Genomic DNA, 19,998 nt, shown 5'->3' with positions numbered 1-19,998 from the left:
CAGGTTGCGAGCCATTTTTTATAAAGAATAAAATTAATTGTTTCGATATAGAATTTATATTTTTTAAGAATTCGACCGAATGAAAAAAATCGGTCGGCAGTGGCCCTGCTGGCGGGATGAGGTGCGGGGAAGGGGAGCGCGGGGTTTGTAATTTATGCTGAATCCCGGCAGGATGATCTGAATGACAAACGATGCGTCACGGATTATGGAGAGATTGCATGTTAACCATCGATAGAATTAAAGATGCGGCAAACACCCTGGAGAATGTGGCGCTGCACACCGAGCTGATTCACAGTCCGGTGTTCAGCGAGGAGTCGGGAAATCAGGTTTATCTGAAACCGGAAAATCTGCAGTTGACCGGGGCGTTTAAATTGCGCGGGGCCTATTTTAAAATGGCGAATCTGAACGATGCGGAAAAGGCGTGCGGTGTGATTTCTTCATCGGCCGGCAACCATGCGCAGGGGGTGGCTCTGGCGGCGCAGAAGCTGGGGATGAAGGCCACGATTGTGATGCCGAAAAATACACCGCTGATTAAAGTTGAGGCGACGCGGCGGTATGGGGCGGATGTAGTGCTGGCGGGCGATTTTTATGATGAGGCGTATGCCGAAGCGCGGCGCCTGGAAAAAGAAAAAGGCCATGTTTTCATTCATCCGTTTGATGATGAGGATGTGATGGCCGGTCAGGGGACAATCGGACTGGAAATTCTCCAGGATCTGGAACATGTGGATGCGATTCTTGTGCCGATCGGCGGCGGGGGACTGATTGCCGGAATTGTGACAGCGGTGAAGGCGTTGCGGCCGGAGGTCAAGGTGATCGGCGTGGAACCGGAGGGGGCGTGTGCTATGAAGAAATCGCTCGAAGCCGGACGCATTGTCCCCATGAAAAAGGTGGATACGATTGCCGACGGCGTGGCGGTGAAAAATCCGGGGGTGAAAACTTTTGAAATTATCCGGAACCTGGTGGATGACATCATTACGGTTCCGGATTCCGGACTGATGGAATCCTTTCTGCTGCTGCTGGAACGCCACAAACTGGTGGCGGAAAATTCCGGGGTGCTGGCGCTGGCGGCGCTGCATGCACTGGGGGCCAAAGGCTGGAATGTGGTGCCGGTGGTGAGCGGTGGTAATATCGATGTGGTAACGATGTCGGCGATGATTGATAACGGTCTGGTACGACGCGGCCGCATCTGCTGTTTTTCGGTGGATCTGCCTGATGAACCGGGTCAGCTGCTGGCGGTTTCAAAAATTCTTTCGGATGAAAATGCGAATATCATCAAACTCGATCATAACCAGTTTAAATCGCTCGACCGTCTGAAAGAGGTGCAGCTGGAAGTTACGGTGGAAACGAACGGTCATGCCCACGTGGACCGGATTCTCGGTGCGCTTGAATCGCACGGTTATCCGGTGAACCGGGTTTACTGATCAGGTGCGGAGGTCGTCGTTTTTATAGTATTCGACTTTGCCGGCTGCGGCAAATGCAGCGACTTTGTCTGAAAGAGCGAGGCGCTGTTCTCCGGAAAGATGGGAAAAGTTCCGGACCATGGCCGCTTTTTCTTCGACCAGCTGCGGGTTTTCCGCTCCGGTAATCAGCACACTGACGGGAAGCGAGAGGGCAAAATGAATGCATTCTTCGATGGAAAGCACATCGGGAACCACCGGTTTGTCGAGGGTCCACATTGTTTTTCCATTCATCACTTTGCGGCCGAAAAAGCGGCCGTCGGCCAGCGTCTTCATGGCCAGCACGCCGAAACGGTTTTTCTGCAGGACGGGCAGGGTGTTTTCAATAAAACTGTGTCTGGAGGCAGCATCCACCGGGTTGATCGGGAACTGACAGGTAGAGCAGTTTTCCAGAACATCTTTGTGCTCCGTCATCCGGATATGGGCATAGGGCGATGCATGGCCGGTGAAACCGATGTGCCGGATTTTACCTTCTTCTCGGGCTTTCATTGCGACCTCGAGAACGCCGGCTTCGAGACGGGCATCGGCATCAGCGGGGTCATCAAGGGAATGCATCTGCCAGAGATCAATATGGTCGGTTTTCAGGCGGCGCAGCGAACCTTCGAGATGTTCGCGGGCTGTTTGAGCATCCCGTGCGCCGGTTTTGGTCATCAGGAATATGTGGTCCCGATATTTCGGAATCAGAAATTTTCCGTATCGTTCCTCACTGCGGCCTTCGCCGTAACTTTCGGCGGTATCGAAAAAACGGATTCCGGTTTCGAGTGCTTTTTCGATTGTGGCCTGGGCAACCGCTTCATCGTCCGGCCAGCCGACATGGTATCCACCCAGCCCTAGGCAGGTGATTTCTTCTCCGGTTTTTCCCAATGTGCGGCGTGGCAGTACAGATCCAAGCGAATCGGAGGGTAAAGTATTGCTCATGGAGGCCGGAGGAGCCAGCACCGTTCCGGCAACCGCCATCTGCTGAAGTAATTCTCGTCTTTTCATGAGAACAGTCTACAGACTCCATAAAATGGATGCATAGAAGAATCTTCCGGGCATTGGAACTTTTTCACCGGCGGCGAGGTCGCCTACTGTAAAAACCGTGGTCCGGCTGAGGTGGTCGGTATAATCCTGATCGAAAACATTTTCCACACCGGCTTCGAGGCTGCAGCCGCAGGGCAGCCGGAAACCGCCGCGCAGGTTAAGAATCTGATAGCCGGGGGTTTCTGTTTCGGGATAGCGCGGATCGATATGGCTCTGTTTGGCGGCAAGGTGAACGATCGCTTCCGCCCAGGGCTGAACCGATGAGCTTCCATCCCAGCGGAATCCGATGCGACCGTTGAGGGGGGAAATGAGGGGAAGGTCCTCATTTTCGGAAAGATCGCGGCCGCGAACGTATGCTGCCGAAAACGGGATCCTCCAGTGATCCGAAAACCGGATATTTCCGTCCACTTCACCGCCGGTCAGCAGGGCGTCCGTATTCAGGAACCCGCGGATCTGATCCGGAGTAAGGTCGCCGTTTACATCCTCCGAAGCAATACCGGTTTCGAGGATGTAGTTCTGGACACCCGCGGCGAAAAGCTGCACCCCGATTTCAACGTATTCCGCGGAAAAGTAGGCACCACCGTCTATTTCAAATTTGGTTTCGGGATCGAGATCGGGATTGCCGACGAGGTATCCGCCGGAAGCCGGAGCGAAGGAATAATAGCGCTCGGTAACGCTGGCGGATCGCTGTACCGCACCGGCACCGAGGAACCACTGGAGATTATCGGTCTGAGGGATTTCCCAGAGTGCATTTCCGGAAATCAGAAATTCGGTCCGGTCTGTGTCTCGGGCGTCTTCCCCGTAAAAATAGGCGTAGGCATCATCGACGGTTCCAAAGACGGCGAGCGGGAGATCGAGCGGTTCGCTGCCTTTGCCGATGGCACTGTCAACGCCGTCAAAACGAAGGCCCAGTCGCAGTTTACGGCCATTGGAGAATAGGGCCGTACGTTCGATGAAGAGGCCAAGCTGCCCCTGGGCAGCATCGGGCCAGATGGGATCGTAAAATGTGTTGCCGGACGCAACCATATAACGTTCGCGCAGGGCATCGCGGGAGAGGTAATGTCCGTCCGCTCCAATGGTCCAGTCCGCATCCGGGCTGAAATTCCATTCGGTGGCGATTCGTGCACCGAAAGTCTGCGATTCGGTAACCGCTTCCGCTTCCATGGTACTGCGGTTCGGTTTGCCGTCATTGTCCATGGTGTGGTCTATATCGGCCATTCCGGCCTGCCATTCCAGCGCCTGAAACATTTCGCCATGAACCGGGAGGCGTGAGCCGAACGTCAGGATATTGGAATCCACATCCGTGGCATTCATCGGGAGGGCGGGATAGTCGAGATGATCTGTTCTATGACCGTTCCAGTTAAGCCAGTATCCGCTGTCTGCATCAGGTGTCCAGCGGAGCGTCGCGCCGGCACCGTATGATCGGTTTTCGCCGGGCACGGTTTGGCCGGAACCGGATTCATAGTCGTCGAAATCAATGGCGTTGGCCGATATGCCGGCTTCAACGGTTCCGTTACCGACCTTTCCGCCGGCGCGGACGGAGAAACCGTCGCGTCCACCGTTATAGGTGGCCGAAGCATGAGCCGATGTGCTGTTGAGGGCCGGCTGTGCCGGGTCGGCTGTTGTGCGCGCCATGACCCGTCCGCCGGTTCCGCCTGGTCCGTAGGTTACGGAGGGCAGGCCTTTGATGATAACGAGGTTTTCAATGGCTTCCGGTGTGAGATAAACGGTGGGCGGATCCATACGTGCGGGACAGCTTCCATAGATCGGAAGAAAATCAAGCTGCGTGGTCACCCGCTCCCAGCCCAGTCCACGGATGGAAGGTTCCGGTGCATCAACTGATGCACAGGCCGAAGAAATTCCGGGAATCGATGCGGCGGCATGTCCGGCATCAAGATTCCGGACATCATCCAGCAGTTCCGCCTGGGTCAGCTCATAGGCCGTCAGACGGGGCCGCTGTCCATGAATCACGATGGTTTCCAGTGGATTGGAAACTGAGGAATGGGGTTGATCTCCTTGAGCCGGGAAACTCCAGCAGATCAGCAGCAGAACATAATGAACCGGTTTCATTTATAAATGTTAAAATTTAATAGGCATTTTTGCAATATGTATTTAAGAGTGGGTTGTTTGGTGACGGGGTTCGGTTCTGGGAAAAATACGGAGGGAGAGCAGCTGAAATGCTTGCAGAAAACACGGAAAAATGGAGCACATCGTCGTATCCGACGGACGAGGCGATTTCGGTCACCGGAGAACTGGATTTGGATTTGAGCAGCGCGGTCAAGGAACTGGCGGCGGAGGGGAAGACTGTGGTGGTGGTTCTGCACGACCTGATTGCGGCTGCGCGTTATGCCGACCGTCTGGTGGCGATGAAAGATGGAAAATTAGTGGCGGAGGGGAAACCTTCTGATATTGTCAGCTCCAATTTAGTCCAAACGCTTTATGGGATTGAATCAACCATTGTCACCGCACCTGATGACGGGGCCCCGGTGGTGATTGCTGCTTTGGAGCCGAATACATGAAGAAAATCTTTTTTATTGTAGCATGGTGTTCTGCGGCGGTTCTGGCTGACGAGCTGCCGATACACAATCAGGTGGAAAACCATTTGGCGGAAGCCAATCGGTTGCGCAGTGCCCGCGATGCAGAATACCGGGCATGGCAGGAAAATAAGGCGAAGATGGAAACGTTGCTGGCGAGCCTGGAATCGGTCGAGAAACAGACCCGTATTAAAGCGGAGGCGGACCGAAAGCAGGCGGAGCAATACAAGGCGGCATCGGCTGAGCTGTTGCGGGATGAAGAGGCCGGAGCCGGCGTGCAGCAGGCGTGCATTGAGCTGATGGATGAAATTCATGCGGCGTTGGATCAGCTGGCTGCGGTATCGATTCCGGGAACGGTGCCTGCCCGGGAACAGGCCTACGGTGAGCTCAAAGAACAATGGCAGCAGACGATGTCGCGCTGGAAAGCAACAGAAGACGCCATGCAGCAGGTGGATGTGCAGGTGACGGTCGGACTGCTGAACGACGAGGCGGTAAAGGTAAAAGCGCTGCTGGTGGGAACCTCTTTAGGCTGGTGGCTGGACGAAAACGGAGACCGTGCCGGATTTCTGGTTCCGCCGGAGAATACGGACGAAGCGGTCGGGCTTATCGAATTTCCTGTATCCGGAGATGCGAAGGATGAATTGCGTAAAGCCTTTCAGATCATGGAAGGGCGACGGGCTCCGCACTGGATCTATCTACCGTTTCGGGAGGTGAATCCATGAAGGTGGAAACCCGGAAGATCTTTATGTTTATTGTGGCACTGTGGGTTGCCGTTACTTCATTGGCCGGGTCGCCGGATGATTTCTTAAACCAGGCGAAGGCCAAAGAGGAGGCGGCGTCAGAAGCGTTGGCGGAATTGCGTTCGGACGTGCAGGCTGAACATGAGGAGCTGCAGCAGAAAATTCAGCAGGCCTATGCTGCGTTGGAGGCGGCAAAGACGGATGCTGCTGAAGCGTCGCTGGAGCTGGTAAAGGCGGAAGAGGAGTTTAAGGAATTGAAACTCCGGCATTCGCTGGCGGCGGCGAAAAATCAGCAGCTGCTGCGTGAACTTTTGACTGCGGCCCGTGTTACTGTGATGCCGGATCAGCTGTGGAGTGATATCCGTGAAACGTTGAAAAGGGGGATTCAGAACCAGCTGGGCTCGTTATCTGAACGAACCGCTTTGCGCCGGCATGAACTTGAACTGCTGGATCACACCGGCAGAGCGGCAACCGTTCCGGTGCTTGAAATCGGTGCGGTTCAGACTATAGCGCTGGGAGAGGGGCCGCTGCAGTGCGGCTGGGTTGAAACCACACCGGACGGTCATGCTTATCTGGTTGGAGCTGCTCCTGAAGAGGTGGGTGAAGGGTGTATCCCGATTGATGTCAGTCTGCGGCTTGCTTCGGCTCCGGTGCAGAAGAGCTTCATTCAGCACTATCTTGAAGCCGGCGGCATTTTTCTTTATCCGATTATTGCGGTCGGGCTGTTCGGAATGCTGCTGGTTGGAGAACGCTGCATTAATATTTTCCGACATCGCAGTCCTCCGGAGCTGCTGGATGCGGTGATGGATTCTGCCCGAAGTACGGACTGGGAAAAGGTGCACGAACTGGTGGATGCCCAGGCTACGCCGCTGCAGCGTGTATTGCATAAAGGGGTGCATGCCCGTGAAGTGGCCCGGGATAAAATGGAGGCGCATATTGAAAATGCGATTCTCGAAGAGGTGCCGCGCCTGGAACGCTCTATGACGATGATTGCCGCGTGCGCGGCCATTGCTCCGCTGCTGGGGCTGCTGGGAACTGTAACCGGGATGATTCAGACATTTAAGTCGCTGGGACTGGACGCCGGTGGAGATGCGCTTTCACAGGGTATTTCGGAAGCGCTGATAACGACGCAGGTCGGGCTGGTTGTTGCGGTTCCGCTACTGCTGCTGCATGCCTCCTTCAACCGGTTGATTGACCGCCGGGTCATCCGGCTGGAGCAGGCCGGTCATGCCATGATGGCGGTGATTGCGGAACAGAGCGGGGATGTCCAATGATGGGAACCGTGCTCTTATGGTTTAAAGCCGGCGGTCCCTGGCTCTATATCATCGGCGCGCTGGGTCTGCTGCTGTTTATCCTGCTGTTCGAGCGCGGTTGCGAGGCGTTGTCGCCCTATTGGAAACCGGATCGTCGCAAACAGGCCTGGAAGAATCTGTTGGATACGGAGTATTGCGATTGGAAACGCGGCGATGCGCTGGAGGATCTGCTGGCCCGCGAGAAAAAACGGCTGACGGCCGGAACAACCCTTATTGCCGGATTGGTGCAGGTGCTGATTATGCTGGGATTGCTGGGAACCGTCAGCGGACTGATGAGTGCTTATCAGGCGCAGACCGGAGGCATGGAGGGGGGTATTGATAAAGCACTGCTGACCACGCAGTATGCGCTGGTACTCGCGATTCCCGGTATGTTTTTTCACCGCATCTGGAAGCGTCGCTCTGACCTGCTCTATGAGCGCGGGCGTCAGCTGGTAAATGAATTTATGCTGGAGGACGAGGCATGAAAAGCAGACTCCGGTCCAGAGATAAAGACGTTGCCTCCATCGATATGGGGCCCATGATCGATATGGTTTTTCTGCTGCTGATTTTTACCCTGGTGACAGCGCGGATGACGGAGGAATCGGTAGTCGAACTGGACCCGCCGTCCAGTACGCAGGCGGAACGGGTGCAGGATCTTGCCGTGCATGTTTCGGTGGACCGTCGGGGAGATCTTTATGTTGGAAACGAAATGGTGGGCCATTTTGCACAGGCCGCCATTGCCCAACAGCTGGCGAAAAAGCAGAGCAGTCATGTGGTTATTCATGCAGACGGCCGGACCAGTACGGCCGATCTGATGCACGCAATGGATGTAAGCCGGGAGGCGGGGGCAGCACATGTCGACCTTGCAGCTGCAAAGGAATAGGTCCTCCGTCTGGTTGCGCTGGCCGGTTTCGGTGGCATTCAGTCTTGCTGTGAATCTGCTGTTGCTGGGCTCCATTATTCAGCAGGTGGAGAAACCGGCTGCTGTTCAGGAAAAAGTATATACGGCTTCGATCATTAATGACCCTCCGCCGCCGGAACCTGCGCATCAGCCCCCGGCTTCATCAGGAGCGTCTTCCAGAGCCTGGAAATCGGTGCTGCCTTCGGCGTCTGCCGCTCCGGCCCGACTGCCGGCCTTTGATTTCCCATTCGATATCGAGGCGCCGGTTTATCCCGAGCTTTCAGCGCAGCCGATACCCGGTACATTTTCGCCCGATCTTGGAAGTTATTCTATCGTCTCTGATTCCGGGTCGGGTGACGGCCGGCCGGATCATTCGGCCCAATTGCTTAACCGCGCGGTCTTTGACCGGTTTTATCCTGCGGCGGCGCGGGTCCGGCGAATCAGCGGGGTGTCAGTAATCGAATTTGATATTTCTGAAACCGGCAGAGTGGCCGGTGCGCGTGTAATCTCTTCCGAGCCGCGTGGCATTTTTGAAAAAGCTGCTCTGAAGGGAGCGGCTCATGCCCGGTTTCAACCGGCGGTTAAAGACGGAAAGCCGGTTGCTGTAACCAAACGTATACGGCTGGAATGGATTCCGCCGGGGGCAAGATAATGAAACGGAATGTAGACATGACCTGTTTTTTTAAATGCAATGTTTTAGCTTTCTGGTGTTCCTGCGGTTTGTACGTCTTTCTATTGTGTACTTCTGTATCCGCGGCTATGCCTTCGATCTCTCCGGAGCTTGGGAAAACCCTTGAACAGGTGCAGTTGGCGTTGGAGGCCCGGGACTGGAAGAGTGCGGAGACGGCTTTGGAAACCTTTAACGGCGATAGAAATGCACTGTGGTATAACGCATTGGGTCAGGTTTACCTGGCACAGGGCAGACCGGTCGACGCCGAAGCCGCTCTTCGTGAGGCCTATCAGCGCAATCCCGATTCGCAGTTCGGTCTGGCACTGGCGGTCTGTCTGGTGGAGCTGGAGCAGAGTGACGAAGCGCTGCAGCTGTTCGGCCGGCATATTGATTTGTCCTCCTGTGATCAGGCAGCACTGGAATCCTATCTCAGTCTTGCTTCGCAAAGCGGGGATCCCCGGCTGGTTCAGGAACTTATACGTTGGGGTCTGATGCGTTTTCCCGCTTCCCGCTATATCCGGGAAATGGATATTCAGCAGGCGGTGGAAGCCGAAGATCAGGCGGCGCTGGTCCGTGCAACCGATGCGATGCTGCTCCAGGAGCCGCTGGAGGTAAAATGGTGGCAGAGCCGCGCGGCCGGATCGGAAAATAACGGAAATCTTCAGATGGCCCGGCTGGAGGCTGCTGTTCTGGCTGATCCGGAGGATATGAACGTGCGGCGCATGCATCTGTCGGCTCAGCTGGCGGCCGGTCATTTTGAAGAGGCAGTGGCGCAGGCGAAAATACTGATGGAGAATTCGCCGGACCGGAAAACCGCCCTTTACTGTGTACAGGCCGCTATTATGGGGGAGGATTTTGAAACCGCGCGGGAATGGGTGGGAAAAATCGAGCCGTCGGATGATGCGGCCTACTGGCGTGTCGCAGCGGTAACCTACATTCGGAGCGGCACATTCGACCGCGCGGATGAGGCGTTATCCCGCATGCTGCGGTATCCGGAGCCTGATGCGGTGCTCTGGCGATGGGCTGCCCGGAACGCCATGGACGCGGAATCATCCTTTGCTGAAAAATGGTTGCTGCAGGGAATGACATTGGATCCGGAATACCGGACACCGATAGCGCTCGATTATGCGCATTGGCTTATTCGCGAAGCGAGGATGAAGGAGGCCGCGGAGGTCCTTAAAACGTATCTGGAAAAACATCCCGCCGATCCGACAGCGCAGGCCCTGTTGAAACTGACAGAGGATTGATTGAAGGATGGCTCTTGTTTTGAGACTGTGTTTCGCCCTTCGGATACAGAAAAACCCCGCTTGAGGGCGGGGTTTTGCATGTTCAGTCTTTGGATAAAGACTAACCGGCGGAAATGGCTTCCATCGGGCAGGTGGATTCGCAGGCACCGCAGTCCGTGCAGGTATCTGCATCGATTACATATTTGCCTTCACCTTCGCTGATGGCTTCCACCGGACAACCGGCGGCACAGGCGCCGCAGCTGGTGCATTCGTCGGAAATTACATAGGCCATGATAAGCTCCTTGGTTAAAGTTAACGGGGCAGAAGGTATCACGGGTCGACGTGGATGCACGTAAAAACGGTGTTTCCACGAAATTTGAACGGCGTATCAAATTTAGGTGAGCTGAAAATGTGTCAGTGTGTAAAGTAGGTGATGAACGGGTTGGAGTGCTGCTGTGACCAGATCTTAAATCCTTCGTGGCGGAGTTTTTCAATGATCGGTGCCGGATAAAATGGAACCGTTAATTCGAGGATATTCCCTGGTTTCAGGGAGTGTGCGGCATCGAGGACCTCAGCCAGCGGAACTCCGCCGGCCTGAATGGTTTCGGCGACATCGAGCCGGATGATGCAGATCGCACAGTTTCAGAATTTCCCCTTCCGGCAGTCCTTCGGCAATCAGTTCCTGTTCCACGGCCACAACATCGCCGTGGGGAATCGTGGCAAGCAGCTCGGAAACTTTCTTTTTCACCTGATCAGGAGCCGCACCCTCATGGAGTATGTTTTAAAAGTTAACGGCGTTGCTCGGTGTTATGAATCAGTTCGCTCATCGGAAAGGTCTCCTTGACTTGCTTCAGTACTACAGCGTAGATGAAATCTAAACAAAGGCAAGGCCTTCAGGGATGCTGAAGCAGGTTTTGGATCGCCGCGATGTATTCTGCGACCGAGGGATTGGGCTGCAGCCGGTTAGCGCGTTCCAGAACCAGGATAGCCTGTTCATATTGTTCCTGCTCGGTAAGGACCTGTCCCAGAAGCAGCAGGGCTTCCGGTTTGGCGCTTTTACTGCGGGCGGCCTGTTCCAGAACCAGCGCTGATTTTTCCAGTTGATCTGTCCGGCGGTAGGCTTTCCCCAGCATGAGCAGGGCTTCGGCATCCATCGGGTCGTCCGCCACAATGGTTTCCAGAATCCGGATGCCGGTCAGCAGTTCTCCTGTCTGAACCTGAATAAATGCTTCGGCGCGTTTGACGGCGGGGTCTTCGGTTGAAATTTCCGAAAGCAGGATTTCGGCCTGTTTCCAATGTCTGGATGTGATCAGGCGGTCAAGGGCTTCCAGAGCGTCCGGGAGTTCAATGCCGGATAGAGCGGATATATAGCAATCGATCGCGCTGTCGGGCAGATCGATATTGAGATAAAGATGACCAAGCACCAATAGGCCGTCCGGGGGGAGTCTACCCATGCGCCGCACAACCTCGCGGTTGGCAATCGCGCGTTCGGTCCGGCCGTCAGCCAGATAGGCATCGGCCTGCGCAAGCCATAGCTGTTCGTTTTTCGGCTGCTGTTCCAGCAGTTCACCGAACAGCTCCGCCGCTGATGCATATTCGCCCAGCATCAGGAGTGCATTAGCTTCGCCGAGTTTCCACTGCCATTCATCGGGCATCAGCAGCTGCGCCTGCCGGTAGGCCTGAAGGGCGGAGGAAAACCGCCCGGATTCACTGTGGCAGTAGGCGAGCAGCCCATAGGTCAGGCCATCCGATGCGCGCAGTTCAATGGCTCGAATCAGCGGTTTCATTGCAGCATCGATCTGATTTTCCTGTATCAGCGCAAGGGCAAGGTTACGGTGGGCATCACGGAAGGAAGGATAGAGTTCGATCGCTTTTTCAAAATACGGAATTGCGTCGGCGGCGCGGTTTTCCTCCACCAGCAGATTGGCCAGAGTGAACTGCAGTGCGGCGCTTTTCGCGAGCCAGATACTTTCCTCGAGTTTGGCGATAGCGCCCTTTCGGTTTTCATCCCTCATTTTACCGGCAATTGAATCGAGTACCTGTTTTTCCTCCGCGGAAATCCGCGGTTCAACAGCGGCGTCAACGCCGTAACTGGCGGTGAATTCATTCCGGAACGGTTCAGACTTCCATAGGCTGGAAACCGGTATCGGTACCTGTGCCATGACATTCAGAGCAGAAACAAGAAGGTATAACGTTGATTTCATGATTATCTCGAAAGGTTGACGGTCCAGGTGAAACGGGTCGTGACGGGTTTTCCGTCTTTTACCGGAGGAGTAAAACGGGCGCGCTGCGCGTATTGCCGTGCCATTTTTTCAAGCTCGGGATAATCGCAGCGGACGAACTGCTCGATTTTCGGCCGCCCGTCCGGCCCGAGCTGAATGATCAGTTTAACGGTGCTTTTATAAATGCCCTGCCGCGCCAGTGAGGCCGGATAGGGGACCTGGGGTTTATTGAGCGGCACCGGGTGGCGGTCGAGTTCGTTCCATTCAAAAAACTCCTCCTGATTTCCCGGATCCGGGGTGGATATTGTCGGGACCGGCTGAGGTTGTGCCGCCAGCTTAAATTCGGTTTCAAGGAGCGGCGGTTTGATGACGGGTTTCAACCGGGCCTTCAGAGGCGGAGCGGTGTACGCCGGGTTAACGTCAAGCTGCGGCAGTTCGGGCAGTTTCGGTTCGGTCGGGGTTTGTGTCGGCGGCGGAGAGGCAGGAGGAGGTGGGGCAATGGGCTCTTTCAGGGTTTCCAGTGTCCGGAAGGTCTGTTTTGGAATCCGGTGGTTTTCCTTCCAGCGCATCCAGCCGAGGAACAGCAGCATCAGTGCTGTCAGCGCCAGAGCTCCGGCACTGTGCATGCCGATACCCGCCAGGCGGCTGGACGGGCCGGGGTTCCGGAGGCTGGAAAAGGTGTAATATGCCATGGTTCAGTCGGATAGTGTGGATACAAAAACCTGTTGAGCACCGGCACTGCGCGCTTCGTCGAGCACGGCAATGGTCCGGTCGGTCGGTGTCCGGCGGTCGGCCTGGATAATGACGGGCATGCTTTCCTGTCGGAGCAGCCGTCTCACCACGGCACGGACGCCGCCGATGCCGACTTCGCGGCTGTTATAATAAACCGCTCCCTGCGGATCGATGCCGATGAGAATGCTGTTGCGCTCAATGTCCTGTTGTGTGGCGGCGCGCGGTTTTTCAATTTCCAGACCGGTTTCGTCGACGAATACCGTGGTAACGATAAAGAAGATCAGAAGGATGAACACAATGTCGATGAGCGGAGAAATATTGATTTCCCCTTCATGATGGAACGTCCGTTTTTTATAGCGTGGAAATCCTCGGCTCATGGTCATCCTTGCAGTTGTTTTACGGCGGCTTCCAGCCGCAGGAATCCGGATTTAAGCTGTTCATAACGAAAGCGCATCAGGGAGCAGATAAAAAGCGCTGATACACCGATGACGAGTCCGGCCTGTGTGGTGATGAGGGCTTCGGAAACGCCGGAAGAAACGGCATCGACCGACAGGGCATCCGAGGAGCCCATGCCGCTGAAGGTGGTGAGCATACCGGAAACCGTTCCGAGCAGTCCGATCAGCGGTGCGGCGCCGATCAGTACGAAGGCAAAGGGAAAACGGCGCTCCAGGTTGGCGAAAAGCTGATGGTCAAGTTCGTGGAAATGTTCATCCGGATTTTCAGCATCGAGTTCATTGGAGAGCCGGCGGATCATCTGGGGTGGAATGTCGCGGCGTGACAGTATGTATTGCCATTGACGTTGGGATAGAAAGGGGGCATCCGGCAACAGCAGGGCGTGGGAGATGGAGATCAGGGTATAGGCAATGGAAAAGGCCAGTACGATCAAGGCATAGAATGCAAAACCGCCTTGGCTGGAAAGGGTGGTGATTTCCTGGAATAGTTCACCGATCATGTCTGTTCTCCGTGGTTGATTCCGTTGAGAAAAGCGAGCGTGGTGAGTTCCATGGAGGTGCGTATGCCCTGCACGCGTCGGGAAAGCAGGGCATGCATGATCAGTGCCGGAATGGCGACCACCAGTCCCATTTCTGTGGTGACAAGGGCTTCGGAAATACCGGAGGCGAGGGCTTTGGCATCGCCGGTGCCGAAGACGTTAATGAGGCGGAAGGTATAGATCATACCGGTAACGGTACCGAGCAGGCCGAGCAGCGGGGCGGTGGCGGAGGTGATGGCAATAAAGGATAAACCGCGCTGCAGAGCGGGTTCGGCTTCCAGAAATTTTTCATACATACCTTCTTCAATGTCGTCGGCTGGACGGTTGCTCAGTTCAATGCCGCGCTGCAGGAGGGTTTTGGACGGGTGGCGAACATTTTCCAGCGCGGTTTCAGCCTTGAGGCGGTCCTGTTCTTTCAACGCATTAAGCACGAGGCGTATGACGTCAGGACGAAGTTCGCGAATCCGGGAAAGCTGGAGCCATTTTCCCAGAGCTGCAATGGTGGAGATCAGAGCCAGGAGCAGAATCGGGTAGACCCAGAAACCGCCTTTACGGATGTGGTCGATCCAGTTGTCGGTGGCTTTATCGAGAGCAATGGCCGCGCCTCGGGTAGGGTCAAAGCGCGGCCGGGCAGGCTGCCCGGCCGCGAGTTTTTTGAGCTCGGCCGGATTGGCGGTTCCCGGAACGATTTCTGCCATCAGATTCCGGTTTTCGAAGGTCAGGCCGCCGGTTTTCTGATCGCTGGAAATAAACCAGACCACCGGACCGGCCTGCAGGAAGGAACCGTCGTATGCATGCCCGTCGGTATCGATGGCTGTTCCGCTGAATGCAGTAATTCCGCAGGCGGTGTCATAGTGGGCGATGGCCTGTTCCAGCAGATCCAGTCGCGCTTCAAGATGTTGATCGGCTTCGAGCAGCGCTGTGCGCCTGTTTTCTGCCGCCGCGGAAGAGAGCTGGGATTCAAACTGCTTGCGATAGTCGAAGAGGAGGTTGTCGATATAGCTGTACTCATTTTCGAGTGCGGAAATCCGTTGAGTGAATGAATCCAGTTTTTGCCGGAATTCACTGCGGTCGAGTTCGATGAACTGAGCTTCCCGGCGTTTGAGGGCGAGTTCGGAAGCAATTTGACGGGTTTCTTTAGCGAGCTCCGGTTTTTCCTCGGCGATGGTTTCCCGAAGGGTGGACAGTTTTTCCAGTTCCGACTGAAGGTCCGGATCGATGGAATTGGAGGCAAATGTCAAGGCGGGGAGTATAAATGAAAGGGATATGGTTTTCACCATGGGACTCCCGGCGGACACAGGAGTGCGGCGGGTTGTATTTTTTTTCGCGGTAGCGCTGTGGCAGAAAAAAGGGGGGATCATTTTGTGCCCTCCGGATGAAGTGTGAGAGCGGTGAAGGCGGGGGAGCCTGTTTCCCGACGATGGCGATGGCCGATCGGATCTGTGCCGCCATGGACGGATCTTCGCTCCACTTCCAGCCGGAGGATGTCGGGATACCGTAACCGGCGCTGGTGCCGGTGCGGTTGACATACCAGGCATGTGCGAGACCGAGGTAAAGGATGTCTACTTCGGTTTTCCCATGTGCGGTTTCCCGGATTTCGGTATCGAGGGTGATTGAGGCATTGAAGTCCCCGATTTCGATCAGCATAGCGGTCAGATCTCGATAGCGTTCCTGCAGCGGCCGGCCGGATTGTTCAAGTGCGGCTATTTCGGGTTCCAGTTTGCGGAAGAGCGGAGCGGGCAGCTTCCGGGTGAGGGGAAGAATCTGTTTTTCGAGTTCTGCAATTCTGAGAGCCAGCTGGCTGCGCCGGGTTTCCGCGCTTTCTGCTTCGGCCTGTTTTTTTTCGAGCAGTGCGCGGTTTTCCGTACGCCGGGTTTCGGAGCGGACGAGTATTTCGTCGAGTTGTTCGATCTCTTTCCGCCGGATGGTATTTAAATCGTTGAGCTGCTGTTTTTCGGCTTTCCAGGCTGCGGATTCAGCGCTGATGATTTTTTTAATTTCAATCCATTGCAGTAGTTTTTCCCGGGAGGAGTCGGGCGACTTCTGTGCCGTTGCCGAATGAAGAAGGACGAGGGTTGTGAATGCCGGGATGCAGATTTTCAGTTTGTTGATCATAAACCGGTTAAAGCGTCACATTGCGCAGAAATCTGCGCGTTTTTATTTCGCCATACGTTTCGTCGCGAAACCGTAAGGGATCTGAATGTAATGAGTTGTGAAGCTTCAGGCCCGTCCTGACAGCTGATTTTCCCGGTGTAGAAACGGTTGGAAAATCGGGCGGAATATTGCGAAGGTGCGGCGCAAAATCAAATGAAAAATCCGCTTATTTAGATTTAATCTCAGTATTAGGCTTTACAAACATTTTGGGGTCTGCAAATTTTTGAGCATTGAAAGTTCAGGAGCGCCTAACTTTCCGTTCGTTGGAAAATCAGCTCCTGTGCAGGTCCTATCAGGGTGGTCCTGAAGGTGTTTAGGTATAGACCGGCAAGCGGGTTCCGTGGCGGAACAGCAAACCGGAAACCGGCCGCCGGTAAGCACTGGACAGGACTGCATCCTCCACACTTCCCGACGGCACACCGAATGAAAATAAGATGGATGATAAGCATAAAAATTTTAAACGGAACGCTCCGGCCGAAACGCTGTTTGAACGGCCGGTGAAATATGATACGCGGGTTTCCGGTGCGCGGTTGCGGGGCCGTCATGTCCGGGTTCGTGCCGGGATGAAACTGCATGAGGCGGAACTGCTGCCGGATGCGAAGTGCAGTTTCAAGGTTGAGTTCGGTGCCGATTCGGTATGGCTCGGCTATGTGCGGCGCGGAACGAAAACCGTTCTTCTTCCGGATCTTGGAAGAAAGACGGTGCAGGCGGGGGAATGGTTTATTGTCCGTATTGAAGAAATGCAGGTTCTGGCCGAAAAAGAGGCCGATGTGGAGCTGATGTCTTTTTCGATGTGCCCGCATGTCATGGGTTCTCTGGTCAGTCTCTGTGAAACGGTGGTGGCGGATAAGCTGCACTGTTTTGCCTGTGTTAATCAGCATAAACCGACCGTGCTTCACGGGCGGGCCAATAAAAAACTGCAGTGGCTTTCGGAACAGATCTCCATTGCGTCGGCGGATGAACTTAAAGGCCGTATGGAACTGGAAGCGCGCAGCCTGGAGTGGATCAGTGAACTGGTGAATCAGCCGACACTGGCGGAAAAGGATGACAAGGAATTCGGGTGTTCCGCACACGATGCCGAGGCATTGCGCAAAGTGGCAGCTTATCTGGAGAAGCATCTGGAAGAGGAGCATTCGCTGGCGGATCTCTGCCGCCGCTTTTATATCAACGAATTCAAGCTGAAACGTAATTTCAAGGCGATGTACGGCATTACGGTGTTCGGCTATTTGCGGGAACTGCGTTTCCAGCGGGCGGAACAGCTGCTGAGAGAAGGCGAGTTGTCCGTCATCGAAATTGCCAACGAGGTTGGCTACAGCAATCCCAGCCATTTTGCACGGGGGTTTCAGGAACGTTTCGGAATGAAGCCGAAGGCGTACCAGAACATGCATCAGGCCGGTGCGGAAAAACCGAAGGATGTTAACTGAATAAGGAAAGGAACCAAAAATGAAGTGTGTAGTTGTTTATGGAAGTATGACCGGAACCACGCAGGCGGTTGCCGAGGATCTGGCCGCTATTCTGGAGGGAACAGCCGTGGCCGCGACGGAAGCTGATACGGCGGCGCTGGAAGGCTGCGATCTGCTGGTGCTGGGGCTTCCACCTGGGGAGCAGGGGATCTGCAGGATGATATGGCGGATTTCCTTTCCGGTTTTGCGTCGATGGAGGTAACGGCATCCGCGGCAGCCGTTTTCGGGCTGGGCGATCAGTTCGGCTATGGCGATACGTTTGTGGACGGTATGGCTGATATGGCTGAGGCGGTTAAGGAAAAAGGACTCCGGTTGGTGGGCAGCTGGCCGACGGAAGGGTATGCGTTTTCGGAATCCCGCGCTCAGGACGGCGATGCATTTGTGGGTCTGGCGCTGGATCAGGATAATGAAGAAGATAAGACCGCAGGCCGGCTGAAGACCTGGGCGGAACAGATCAGACAAGAGGTTTAGCACATGAGTATGCAGGTTTTCGGTCATCATGTTTATGAATACCGCAAAGGATTGCGGAATCTGGTACTGCATACGGTTCGTGCCGATGAGCTTCATGCTGCGATTCATCGTCTGGAACTTGCGGAAATTGAGTATCAGACCTATCCGGTTAAAAATACGGATCGCGTAAATATTTTTTTCGGTGCGAAAGAGAGTGTTGATGTGATCCGGGTGATTGGAAAAGATGATCTGAATCACTATACGCCGGAAGAGGATTTCATGCTGGGGACCATGCTGGGTTATGACCGGCGGCAGCAGTGCGTGCGCTATCTGGAGCAGCGGGTTAAGTGGGAAAAACGTCAGGCGCAATCGACGGAAAAAAGTGATGTTCTGGACCGAGGATGCTGAAGAGCTGCTGGGAGCAGTTCCCGCCTTCGTGCGGGAGCGGATTCGTGAAAAGGCGGAAGTCAGAGCGCGCGGAGAACAGCGTACGCAGATTGACGCGGCTTTTGTGCAGTCTATGCAGACCGGTTCCCGGCATCCGGTGGAAAAATTTCCGGCGCCGTGTATTTCTGTGGATCCGATTCATGATGCGTTTGACCGCAAATACGGGGTACATGCCGGCATGTCCGGCGGCGCGGCTGTAACCGGAAATCCGGTGGAACATTTTTTCCAATGTCTGGAGGATTCCGTCGATAGTGAAGCACCTGCCATGGCCTACCTGCATGTGCCGTTCTGCTGTACGCGCTGTCTTTTCTGCGGATTCTATGCCGAGACCACGGAGCCGACCGCGATTGCCGGTTATACCGATGCTGTTGTGCGCGATATCGAACTGACCGGGGCCGGGCTCCGGAACACCGGACGAAAACTGTCGGCCGTTTATTTCGGCGGTGGAACCCCGACGGATCTGCAGGCGTCGGAACTGGAAAAGCTGATCCGGACCATTCGCAGGGAGCTGCCGTTAACGACGGATTGTGAGATTACGGTAGAAGGTCGGTTGTATGATTTTACCGATGAAAAAGTCGCTGCCGCACTGGATGCCGGAGCGAACCGGTTTTCGTTCGGCGTACAGAGTTTCGATACCGGAATCCGCCGCATGATGGGGCGGGTTCTCGGCCGGGAAGAACTGATTGAACGGCTGAACCGTATTGTTGAGCTGGGCGATCCCTATCATGCTGCGGTGGTGATTGATCTGATCTACGGTTTGCCGGGCCAGAGGGAGGCCGAGTGGATTGACAGCATCGACTGCGGGGTGAACGAGACCGGGATTCACGGGCTGGATCTTTATCAGATCAATCTGCTGCCGGCGACACCGCTGATGAAAAAGCTTAATGCACTGCCATCGATGGCGACGCTGAAACAGCAGGCCGATTTGTTTCTGGCCGGCCGGTCCCGAATGCTCGAACATGGATTTGACCGGCTTACCATTGCACATTGGGGACGCGATGCGCGGGAACGTAACCGGTATAATCTATGGAATAAGTTGAATGTGGACTGCATTCCGCTGGGGGCAGGGGCCGGAGGGCGCTGGAACGGCAGCCGGTTTTTTCAGCAGAGCGATGTGCACCGTTTCAGTACATCGGTGACGGAAGGGTTGAAGCCGGTCATTTCGGCATCGAAGGATCCGGCCTGTGCTTCGGTGATGGCTTCTGCAACGGGACAGATTGAACAGCGAAGAATTGATGTCCGGGAGCTGGAAAAGGTGGCCGGGATGTCGCTCCGTGAAACATTGTTTCCTCTGCTTGATACCTGGAAAAAGGCCGGACTGATTGAAGATCAGGATGATATCCGGCTTACGCCGGCAGGCGAGTTCTGGAGTGTGAATCTGCAGAAACTGATAGGGCTTAAATTGATGGAGATTGCAGGATGAGGCGATTGTCCGTTATTGGAGCAGAAAGAAACCCCGCTGAAATGGATGGCGGGGTTTTTGTTTTCTGCTTCCGGAACAGGGCTAACCGGCAGAGATGGCATCAACCGGGCAGACTGCTTCGCAGGACCCGCAATCGGTGCAGGTGTCGGCATTGATGACGTATTTGCCGTCGCCTTCGCTGATGGCATCGACCGGGCATTCGCTTGCGCAGGCGCCACAGCTGGTGCATTCGTCTGAGATTACATAGGCCATAATAACCCTCCTTGGTTAAGT

The 19,998-nt window shown here is 55.1% G+C and carries 24 protein-coding genes and 1 pseudogene; 13 read left to right on the top strand and 12 right to left on the bottom strand.

Annotation, left to right across the window (positions count from 1 at the left end; genetic code table 11):
• The first annotated feature begins 191 nt into the window (after nucleotides 1-191).
• Nucleotides 192-1,421 carry a threonine ammonia-lyase gene (locus tag EGM51_13310; protein ID QBG48321.1) on the top strand — a complete coding sequence of 410 codons (1,230 nt, stop codon included), beginning with the start codon at nucleotides 192-194 and terminating at the stop codon, nucleotides 1,419-1,421.
• On the opposite strand, the gene EGM51_13305 is transcribed toward EGM51_13310, so the two are convergent.
• Nucleotides 1,422-2,441, bottom strand: a complete 1,020-nt coding sequence (locus EGM51_13305; protein QBG48320.1) for an aldo/keto reductase — start codon at nucleotides 2,439-2,441, stop codon at nucleotides 1,422-1,424.
• A gap of 9 nt (nucleotides 2,442-2,450) precedes the next feature.
• Nucleotides 2,451-4,550, bottom strand: a complete 2,100-nt coding sequence (locus EGM51_13300) for a hypothetical protein (GenBank protein QBG48319.1) — start codon at nucleotides 4,548-4,550, stop codon at nucleotides 2,451-2,453.
• Nucleotides 4,551-4,657: 107 nt separating this feature from the next.
• On the opposite strand from EGM51_13300, the gene EGM51_13295 reads away from it, so the two are divergent.
• From EGM51_13295 to EGM51_13265, 7 genes are read left to right on the top strand one after another with little or no spacing between them, the layout of a single operon-like run.
• Nucleotides 4,658-4,999, top strand: coding sequence for a hypothetical protein (locus tag EGM51_13295; protein QBG48318.1), 342 nt, complete (start codon nucleotides 4,658-4,660; stop codon nucleotides 4,997-4,999).
• On the top strand, nucleotides 4,996-5,736 hold the full coding sequence (locus EGM51_13290; protein QBG48317.1) for a DUF3450 family protein: 741 nt from the start codon (nucleotides 4,996-4,998) through the stop codon (nucleotides 5,734-5,736). The genes EGM51_13295 and EGM51_13290 overlap by 4 nt, the downstream gene beginning before the upstream one ends.
• A complete protein-coding gene (locus EGM51_13285) occupies nucleotides 5,733-7,028 on the top strand; it encodes a MotA/TolQ/ExbB proton channel family protein (protein QBG48316.1) in 1,296 nt (431 codons plus the stop codon). The genes EGM51_13290 and EGM51_13285 overlap by 4 nt, the downstream gene beginning before the upstream one ends.
• Nucleotides 7,025-7,531, top strand: a complete 507-nt coding sequence (locus tag EGM51_13280) for a MotA/TolQ/ExbB proton channel family protein (GenBank protein ID QBG48315.1) — start codon at nucleotides 7,025-7,027, stop codon at nucleotides 7,529-7,531. Before EGM51_13285 ends, EGM51_13280 begins: the two co-directional genes overlap by 4 nt.
• Nucleotides 7,528-7,929: a biopolymer transporter ExbD gene (locus tag EGM51_13275; GenBank protein QBG48314.1), complete on the top strand. Its 402-nt coding sequence runs from the start codon at nucleotides 7,528-7,530 to the stop codon at nucleotides 7,927-7,929. Before EGM51_13280 ends, EGM51_13275 begins: the two co-directional genes overlap by 4 nt.
• On the top strand, nucleotides 7,901-8,599 hold the full coding sequence (locus tag EGM51_13270; GenBank protein ID QBG48313.1) for an energy transducer TonB: 699 nt from the start codon (nucleotides 7,901-7,903) through the stop codon (nucleotides 8,597-8,599). The genes EGM51_13275 and EGM51_13270 overlap by 29 nt, the downstream gene beginning before the upstream one ends.
• The gene (locus EGM51_13265) at nucleotides 8,575-9,864 is read left to right on the top strand and encodes a tetratricopeptide repeat protein (GenBank protein QBG48312.1); all 1,290 of its coding nucleotides are present in this window, start codon (nucleotides 8,575-8,577) and stop codon (nucleotides 9,862-9,864) included. Before EGM51_13270 ends, EGM51_13265 begins: the two co-directional genes overlap by 25 nt.
• A gap of 100 nt (nucleotides 9,865-9,964) precedes the next feature.
• Here the strand turns inward: EGM51_13265 and EGM51_13260 are convergent, their stop codons facing one another.
• The 9 genes and pseudogenes from EGM51_13260 to EGM51_13220 form a co-directional block, all read right to left on the bottom strand.
• Nucleotides 9,965-10,135 (bottom strand): 4Fe-4S dicluster domain-containing protein, encoded by a 171-nt coding sequence (locus EGM51_13260; GenBank protein ID QBG48311.1) that lies wholly within the window; start codon nucleotides 10,133-10,135, stop codon nucleotides 9,965-9,967.
• Between the two features lie 122 nt (nucleotides 10,136-10,257).
• Nucleotides 10,258-10,476: a DUF2249 domain-containing protein gene (locus tag EGM51_13255; protein QBG49315.1), complete on the bottom strand. Its 219-nt coding sequence runs from the start codon at nucleotides 10,474-10,476 to the stop codon at nucleotides 10,258-10,260.
• Nucleotides 10,415-10,670: pseudogene (locus EGM51_13250) on the bottom strand (DUF438 domain-containing protein). The gene EGM51_13255 and the pseudogene EGM51_13250 overlap by 62 nt, the downstream one beginning before the upstream one ends.
• A gap of 66 nt (nucleotides 10,671-10,736) precedes the next feature.
• The gene (locus EGM51_13245) at nucleotides 10,737-12,047 is read right to left on the bottom strand and encodes a tetratricopeptide repeat protein (protein QBG48310.1); all 1,311 of its coding nucleotides are present in this window, start codon (nucleotides 12,045-12,047) and stop codon (nucleotides 10,737-10,739) included.
• A gap of 2 nt (nucleotides 12,048-12,049) precedes the next feature.
• Complete coding sequence (locus tag EGM51_13240) at nucleotides 12,050-12,757, bottom strand: hypothetical protein (GenBank protein QBG48309.1); 708 nt, start codon at nucleotides 12,755-12,757, stop codon at nucleotides 12,050-12,052.
• 3 nt (nucleotides 12,758-12,760) lie between these two features.
• Complete coding sequence (locus tag EGM51_13235; GenBank protein QBG48308.1) at nucleotides 12,761-13,174, bottom strand: biopolymer transporter ExbD; 414 nt, start codon at nucleotides 13,172-13,174, stop codon at nucleotides 12,761-12,763.
• Between the two features lie 2 nt (nucleotides 13,175-13,176).
• Nucleotides 13,177-13,749 carry a MotA/TolQ/ExbB proton channel family protein gene (locus EGM51_13230; protein ID QBG48307.1) on the bottom strand — a complete coding sequence of 191 codons (573 nt, stop codon included), beginning with the start codon at nucleotides 13,747-13,749 and terminating at the stop codon, nucleotides 13,177-13,179.
• Nucleotides 13,746-15,149, bottom strand: coding sequence for a hypothetical protein (locus tag EGM51_13225; GenBank protein ID QBG48306.1), 1,404 nt, complete (start codon nucleotides 15,147-15,149; stop codon nucleotides 13,746-13,748). Before EGM51_13225 ends, EGM51_13230 begins: the two co-directional genes overlap by 4 nt.
• On the bottom strand, nucleotides 14,926-15,903 hold the full coding sequence (locus EGM51_13220; protein ID QBG48305.1) for a DUF3450 family protein: 978 nt from the start codon (nucleotides 15,901-15,903) through the stop codon (nucleotides 14,926-14,928). Before EGM51_13220 ends, EGM51_13225 begins: the two co-directional genes overlap by 224 nt.
• Nucleotides 15,904-16,376: 473 nt before the next feature.
• Between EGM51_13220 and EGM51_13215 the strand changes: the two genes are divergently transcribed.
• From EGM51_13215 to EGM51_13195, 5 genes are read left to right on the top strand one after another with little or no spacing between them, the layout of a single operon-like run.
• The gene (locus tag EGM51_13215; protein ID QBG48304.1) at nucleotides 16,377-17,366 is read left to right on the top strand and encodes a helix-turn-helix domain-containing protein; all 990 of its coding nucleotides are present in this window, start codon (nucleotides 16,377-16,379) and stop codon (nucleotides 17,364-17,366) included.
• A gap of 19 nt (nucleotides 17,367-17,385) precedes the next feature.
• Nucleotides 17,386-17,607 (top strand): hypothetical protein, encoded by a 222-nt coding sequence (locus tag EGM51_13210; GenBank protein QBG48303.1) that lies wholly within the window; start codon nucleotides 17,386-17,388, stop codon nucleotides 17,605-17,607.
• Entirely contained in the window at nucleotides 17,568-17,876 is a 309-nt protein-coding gene (locus EGM51_13205) for a hypothetical protein (protein QBG48302.1), read from the top strand. Before EGM51_13210 ends, EGM51_13205 begins: the two co-directional genes overlap by 40 nt.
• Before the next feature lie 9 nt (nucleotides 17,877-17,885).
• The gene (locus EGM51_13200) at nucleotides 17,886-18,263 is read left to right on the top strand and encodes a DUF2023 family protein (GenBank protein QBG49314.1); all 378 of its coding nucleotides are present in this window, start codon (nucleotides 17,886-17,888) and stop codon (nucleotides 18,261-18,263) included.
• Complete coding sequence (locus EGM51_13195) at nucleotides 18,157-19,725, top strand: heme anaerobic degradation radical SAM methyltransferase ChuW/HutW (GenBank protein ID QBG48301.1); 1,569 nt, start codon at nucleotides 18,157-18,159, stop codon at nucleotides 19,723-19,725. Before EGM51_13200 ends, EGM51_13195 begins: the two co-directional genes overlap by 107 nt.
• Nucleotides 19,726-19,806: 81 nt before the next feature.
• Here the strand turns inward: EGM51_13195 and EGM51_13190 are convergent, their stop codons facing one another.
• Nucleotides 19,807-19,977 carry a 4Fe-4S dicluster domain-containing protein gene (locus tag EGM51_13190; protein ID QBG48300.1) on the bottom strand — a complete coding sequence of 57 codons (171 nt, stop codon included), beginning with the start codon at nucleotides 19,975-19,977 and terminating at the stop codon, nucleotides 19,807-19,809.
• Nucleotides 19,978-19,998 lie beyond the last annotated feature (21 nt).

It is taken from the genome of Verrucomicrobia bacterium S94 (assembly GCA_004299845.1).
Taxonomy (GTDB): domain Bacteria; phylum Verrucomicrobiota; class Kiritimatiellia; order Kiritimatiellales; family Pontiellaceae; genus Pontiella.
The sequence above is the reverse complement of the archived record's forward strand: the minus strand, read 5'-3'. Positions and strand labels throughout refer to the sequence as shown.

Bases quoted from the DNA above. Each gene is read 5' to 3' on its own strand.
- EGM51_13310 (QBG48321.1), top strand. From the start codon at position 192: ATGCGTCACGGATTATGGAGAGATTGCATGTTAACCATCGATAGAATT.
- EGM51_13305 (QBG48320.1), bottom strand. From the start codon at position 2,441: ATGAAAAGACGAGAATTACTTCAGCAGATGGCGGTTGCCGGAACGGTG.
- EGM51_13300 (QBG48319.1), bottom strand. From the start codon at position 4,550: ATGAAACCGGTTCATTATGTTCTGCTGCTGATCTGCTGGAGTTTCCCG.
- EGM51_13295 (QBG48318.1), top strand. From the start codon at position 4,658: ATGCTTGCAGAAAACACGGAAAAATGGAGCACATCGTCGTATCCGACG.
- EGM51_13290 (QBG48317.1), top strand. From the start codon at position 4,996: ATGAAGAAAATCTTTTTTATTGTAGCATGGTGTTCTGCGGCGGTTCTG.
- EGM51_13285 (QBG48316.1), top strand. From the start codon at position 5,733: ATGAAGGTGGAAACCCGGAAGATCTTTATGTTTATTGTGGCACTGTGG.
- EGM51_13280 (QBG48315.1), top strand. From the start codon at position 7,025: ATGATGGGAACCGTGCTCTTATGGTTTAAAGCCGGCGGTCCCTGGCTC.
- EGM51_13275 (QBG48314.1), top strand. From the start codon at position 7,528: ATGAAAAGCAGACTCCGGTCCAGAGATAAAGACGTTGCCTCCATCGAT.
- EGM51_13270 (QBG48313.1), top strand. From the start codon at position 7,901: ATGTCGACCTTGCAGCTGCAAAGGAATAGGTCCTCCGTCTGGTTGCGC.
- EGM51_13265 (QBG48312.1), top strand. From the start codon at position 8,575: ATGGATTCCGCCGGGGGCAAGATAATGAAACGGAATGTAGACATGACC.
- EGM51_13260 (QBG48311.1), bottom strand. From the start codon at position 10,135: ATGGCCTATGTAATTTCCGACGAATGCACCAGCTGCGGCGCCTGTGCC.
- EGM51_13245 (QBG48310.1), bottom strand. From the start codon at position 12,047: ATGAAATCAACGTTATACCTTCTTGTTTCTGCTCTGAATGTCATGGCA.
- EGM51_13240 (QBG48309.1), bottom strand. From the start codon at position 12,757: ATGGCATATTACACCTTTTCCAGCCTCCGGAACCCCGGCCCGTCCAGC.
- EGM51_13235 (QBG48308.1), bottom strand. From the start codon at position 13,174: ATGAGCCGAGGATTTCCACGCTATAAAAAACGGACGTTCCATCATGAA.
- EGM51_13230 (QBG48307.1), bottom strand. From the start codon at position 13,749: ATGATCGGTGAACTATTCCAGGAAATCACCACCCTTTCCAGCCAAGGC.
- EGM51_13225 (QBG48306.1), bottom strand. From the start codon at position 15,149: ATGATCCCCCCTTTTTTCTGCCACAGCGCTACCGCGAAAAAAAATACA.
- EGM51_13220 (QBG48305.1), bottom strand. From the start codon at position 15,903: ATGATCAACAAACTGAAAATCTGCATCCCGGCATTCACAACCCTCGTC.
- EGM51_13215 (QBG48304.1), top strand. From the start codon at position 16,377: ATGGATGATAAGCATAAAAATTTTAAACGGAACGCTCCGGCCGAAACG.
- EGM51_13210 (QBG48303.1), top strand. From the start codon at position 17,386: ATGAAGTGTGTAGTTGTTTATGGAAGTATGACCGGAACCACGCAGGCG.
- EGM51_13205 (QBG48302.1), top strand. From the start codon at position 17,568: ATGGCGGATTTCCTTTCCGGTTTTGCGTCGATGGAGGTAACGGCATCC.
- EGM51_13200 (QBG49314.1), top strand. From the start codon at position 17,886: ATGCAGGTTTTCGGTCATCATGTTTATGAATACCGCAAAGGATTGCGG.
- EGM51_13195 (QBG48301.1), top strand. From the start codon at position 18,157: ATGACCGGCGGCAGCAGTGCGTGCGCTATCTGGAGCAGCGGGTTAAGT.
- EGM51_13190 (QBG48300.1), bottom strand. From the start codon at position 19,977: ATGGCCTATGTAATCTCAGACGAATGCACCAGCTGTGGCGCCTGCGCA.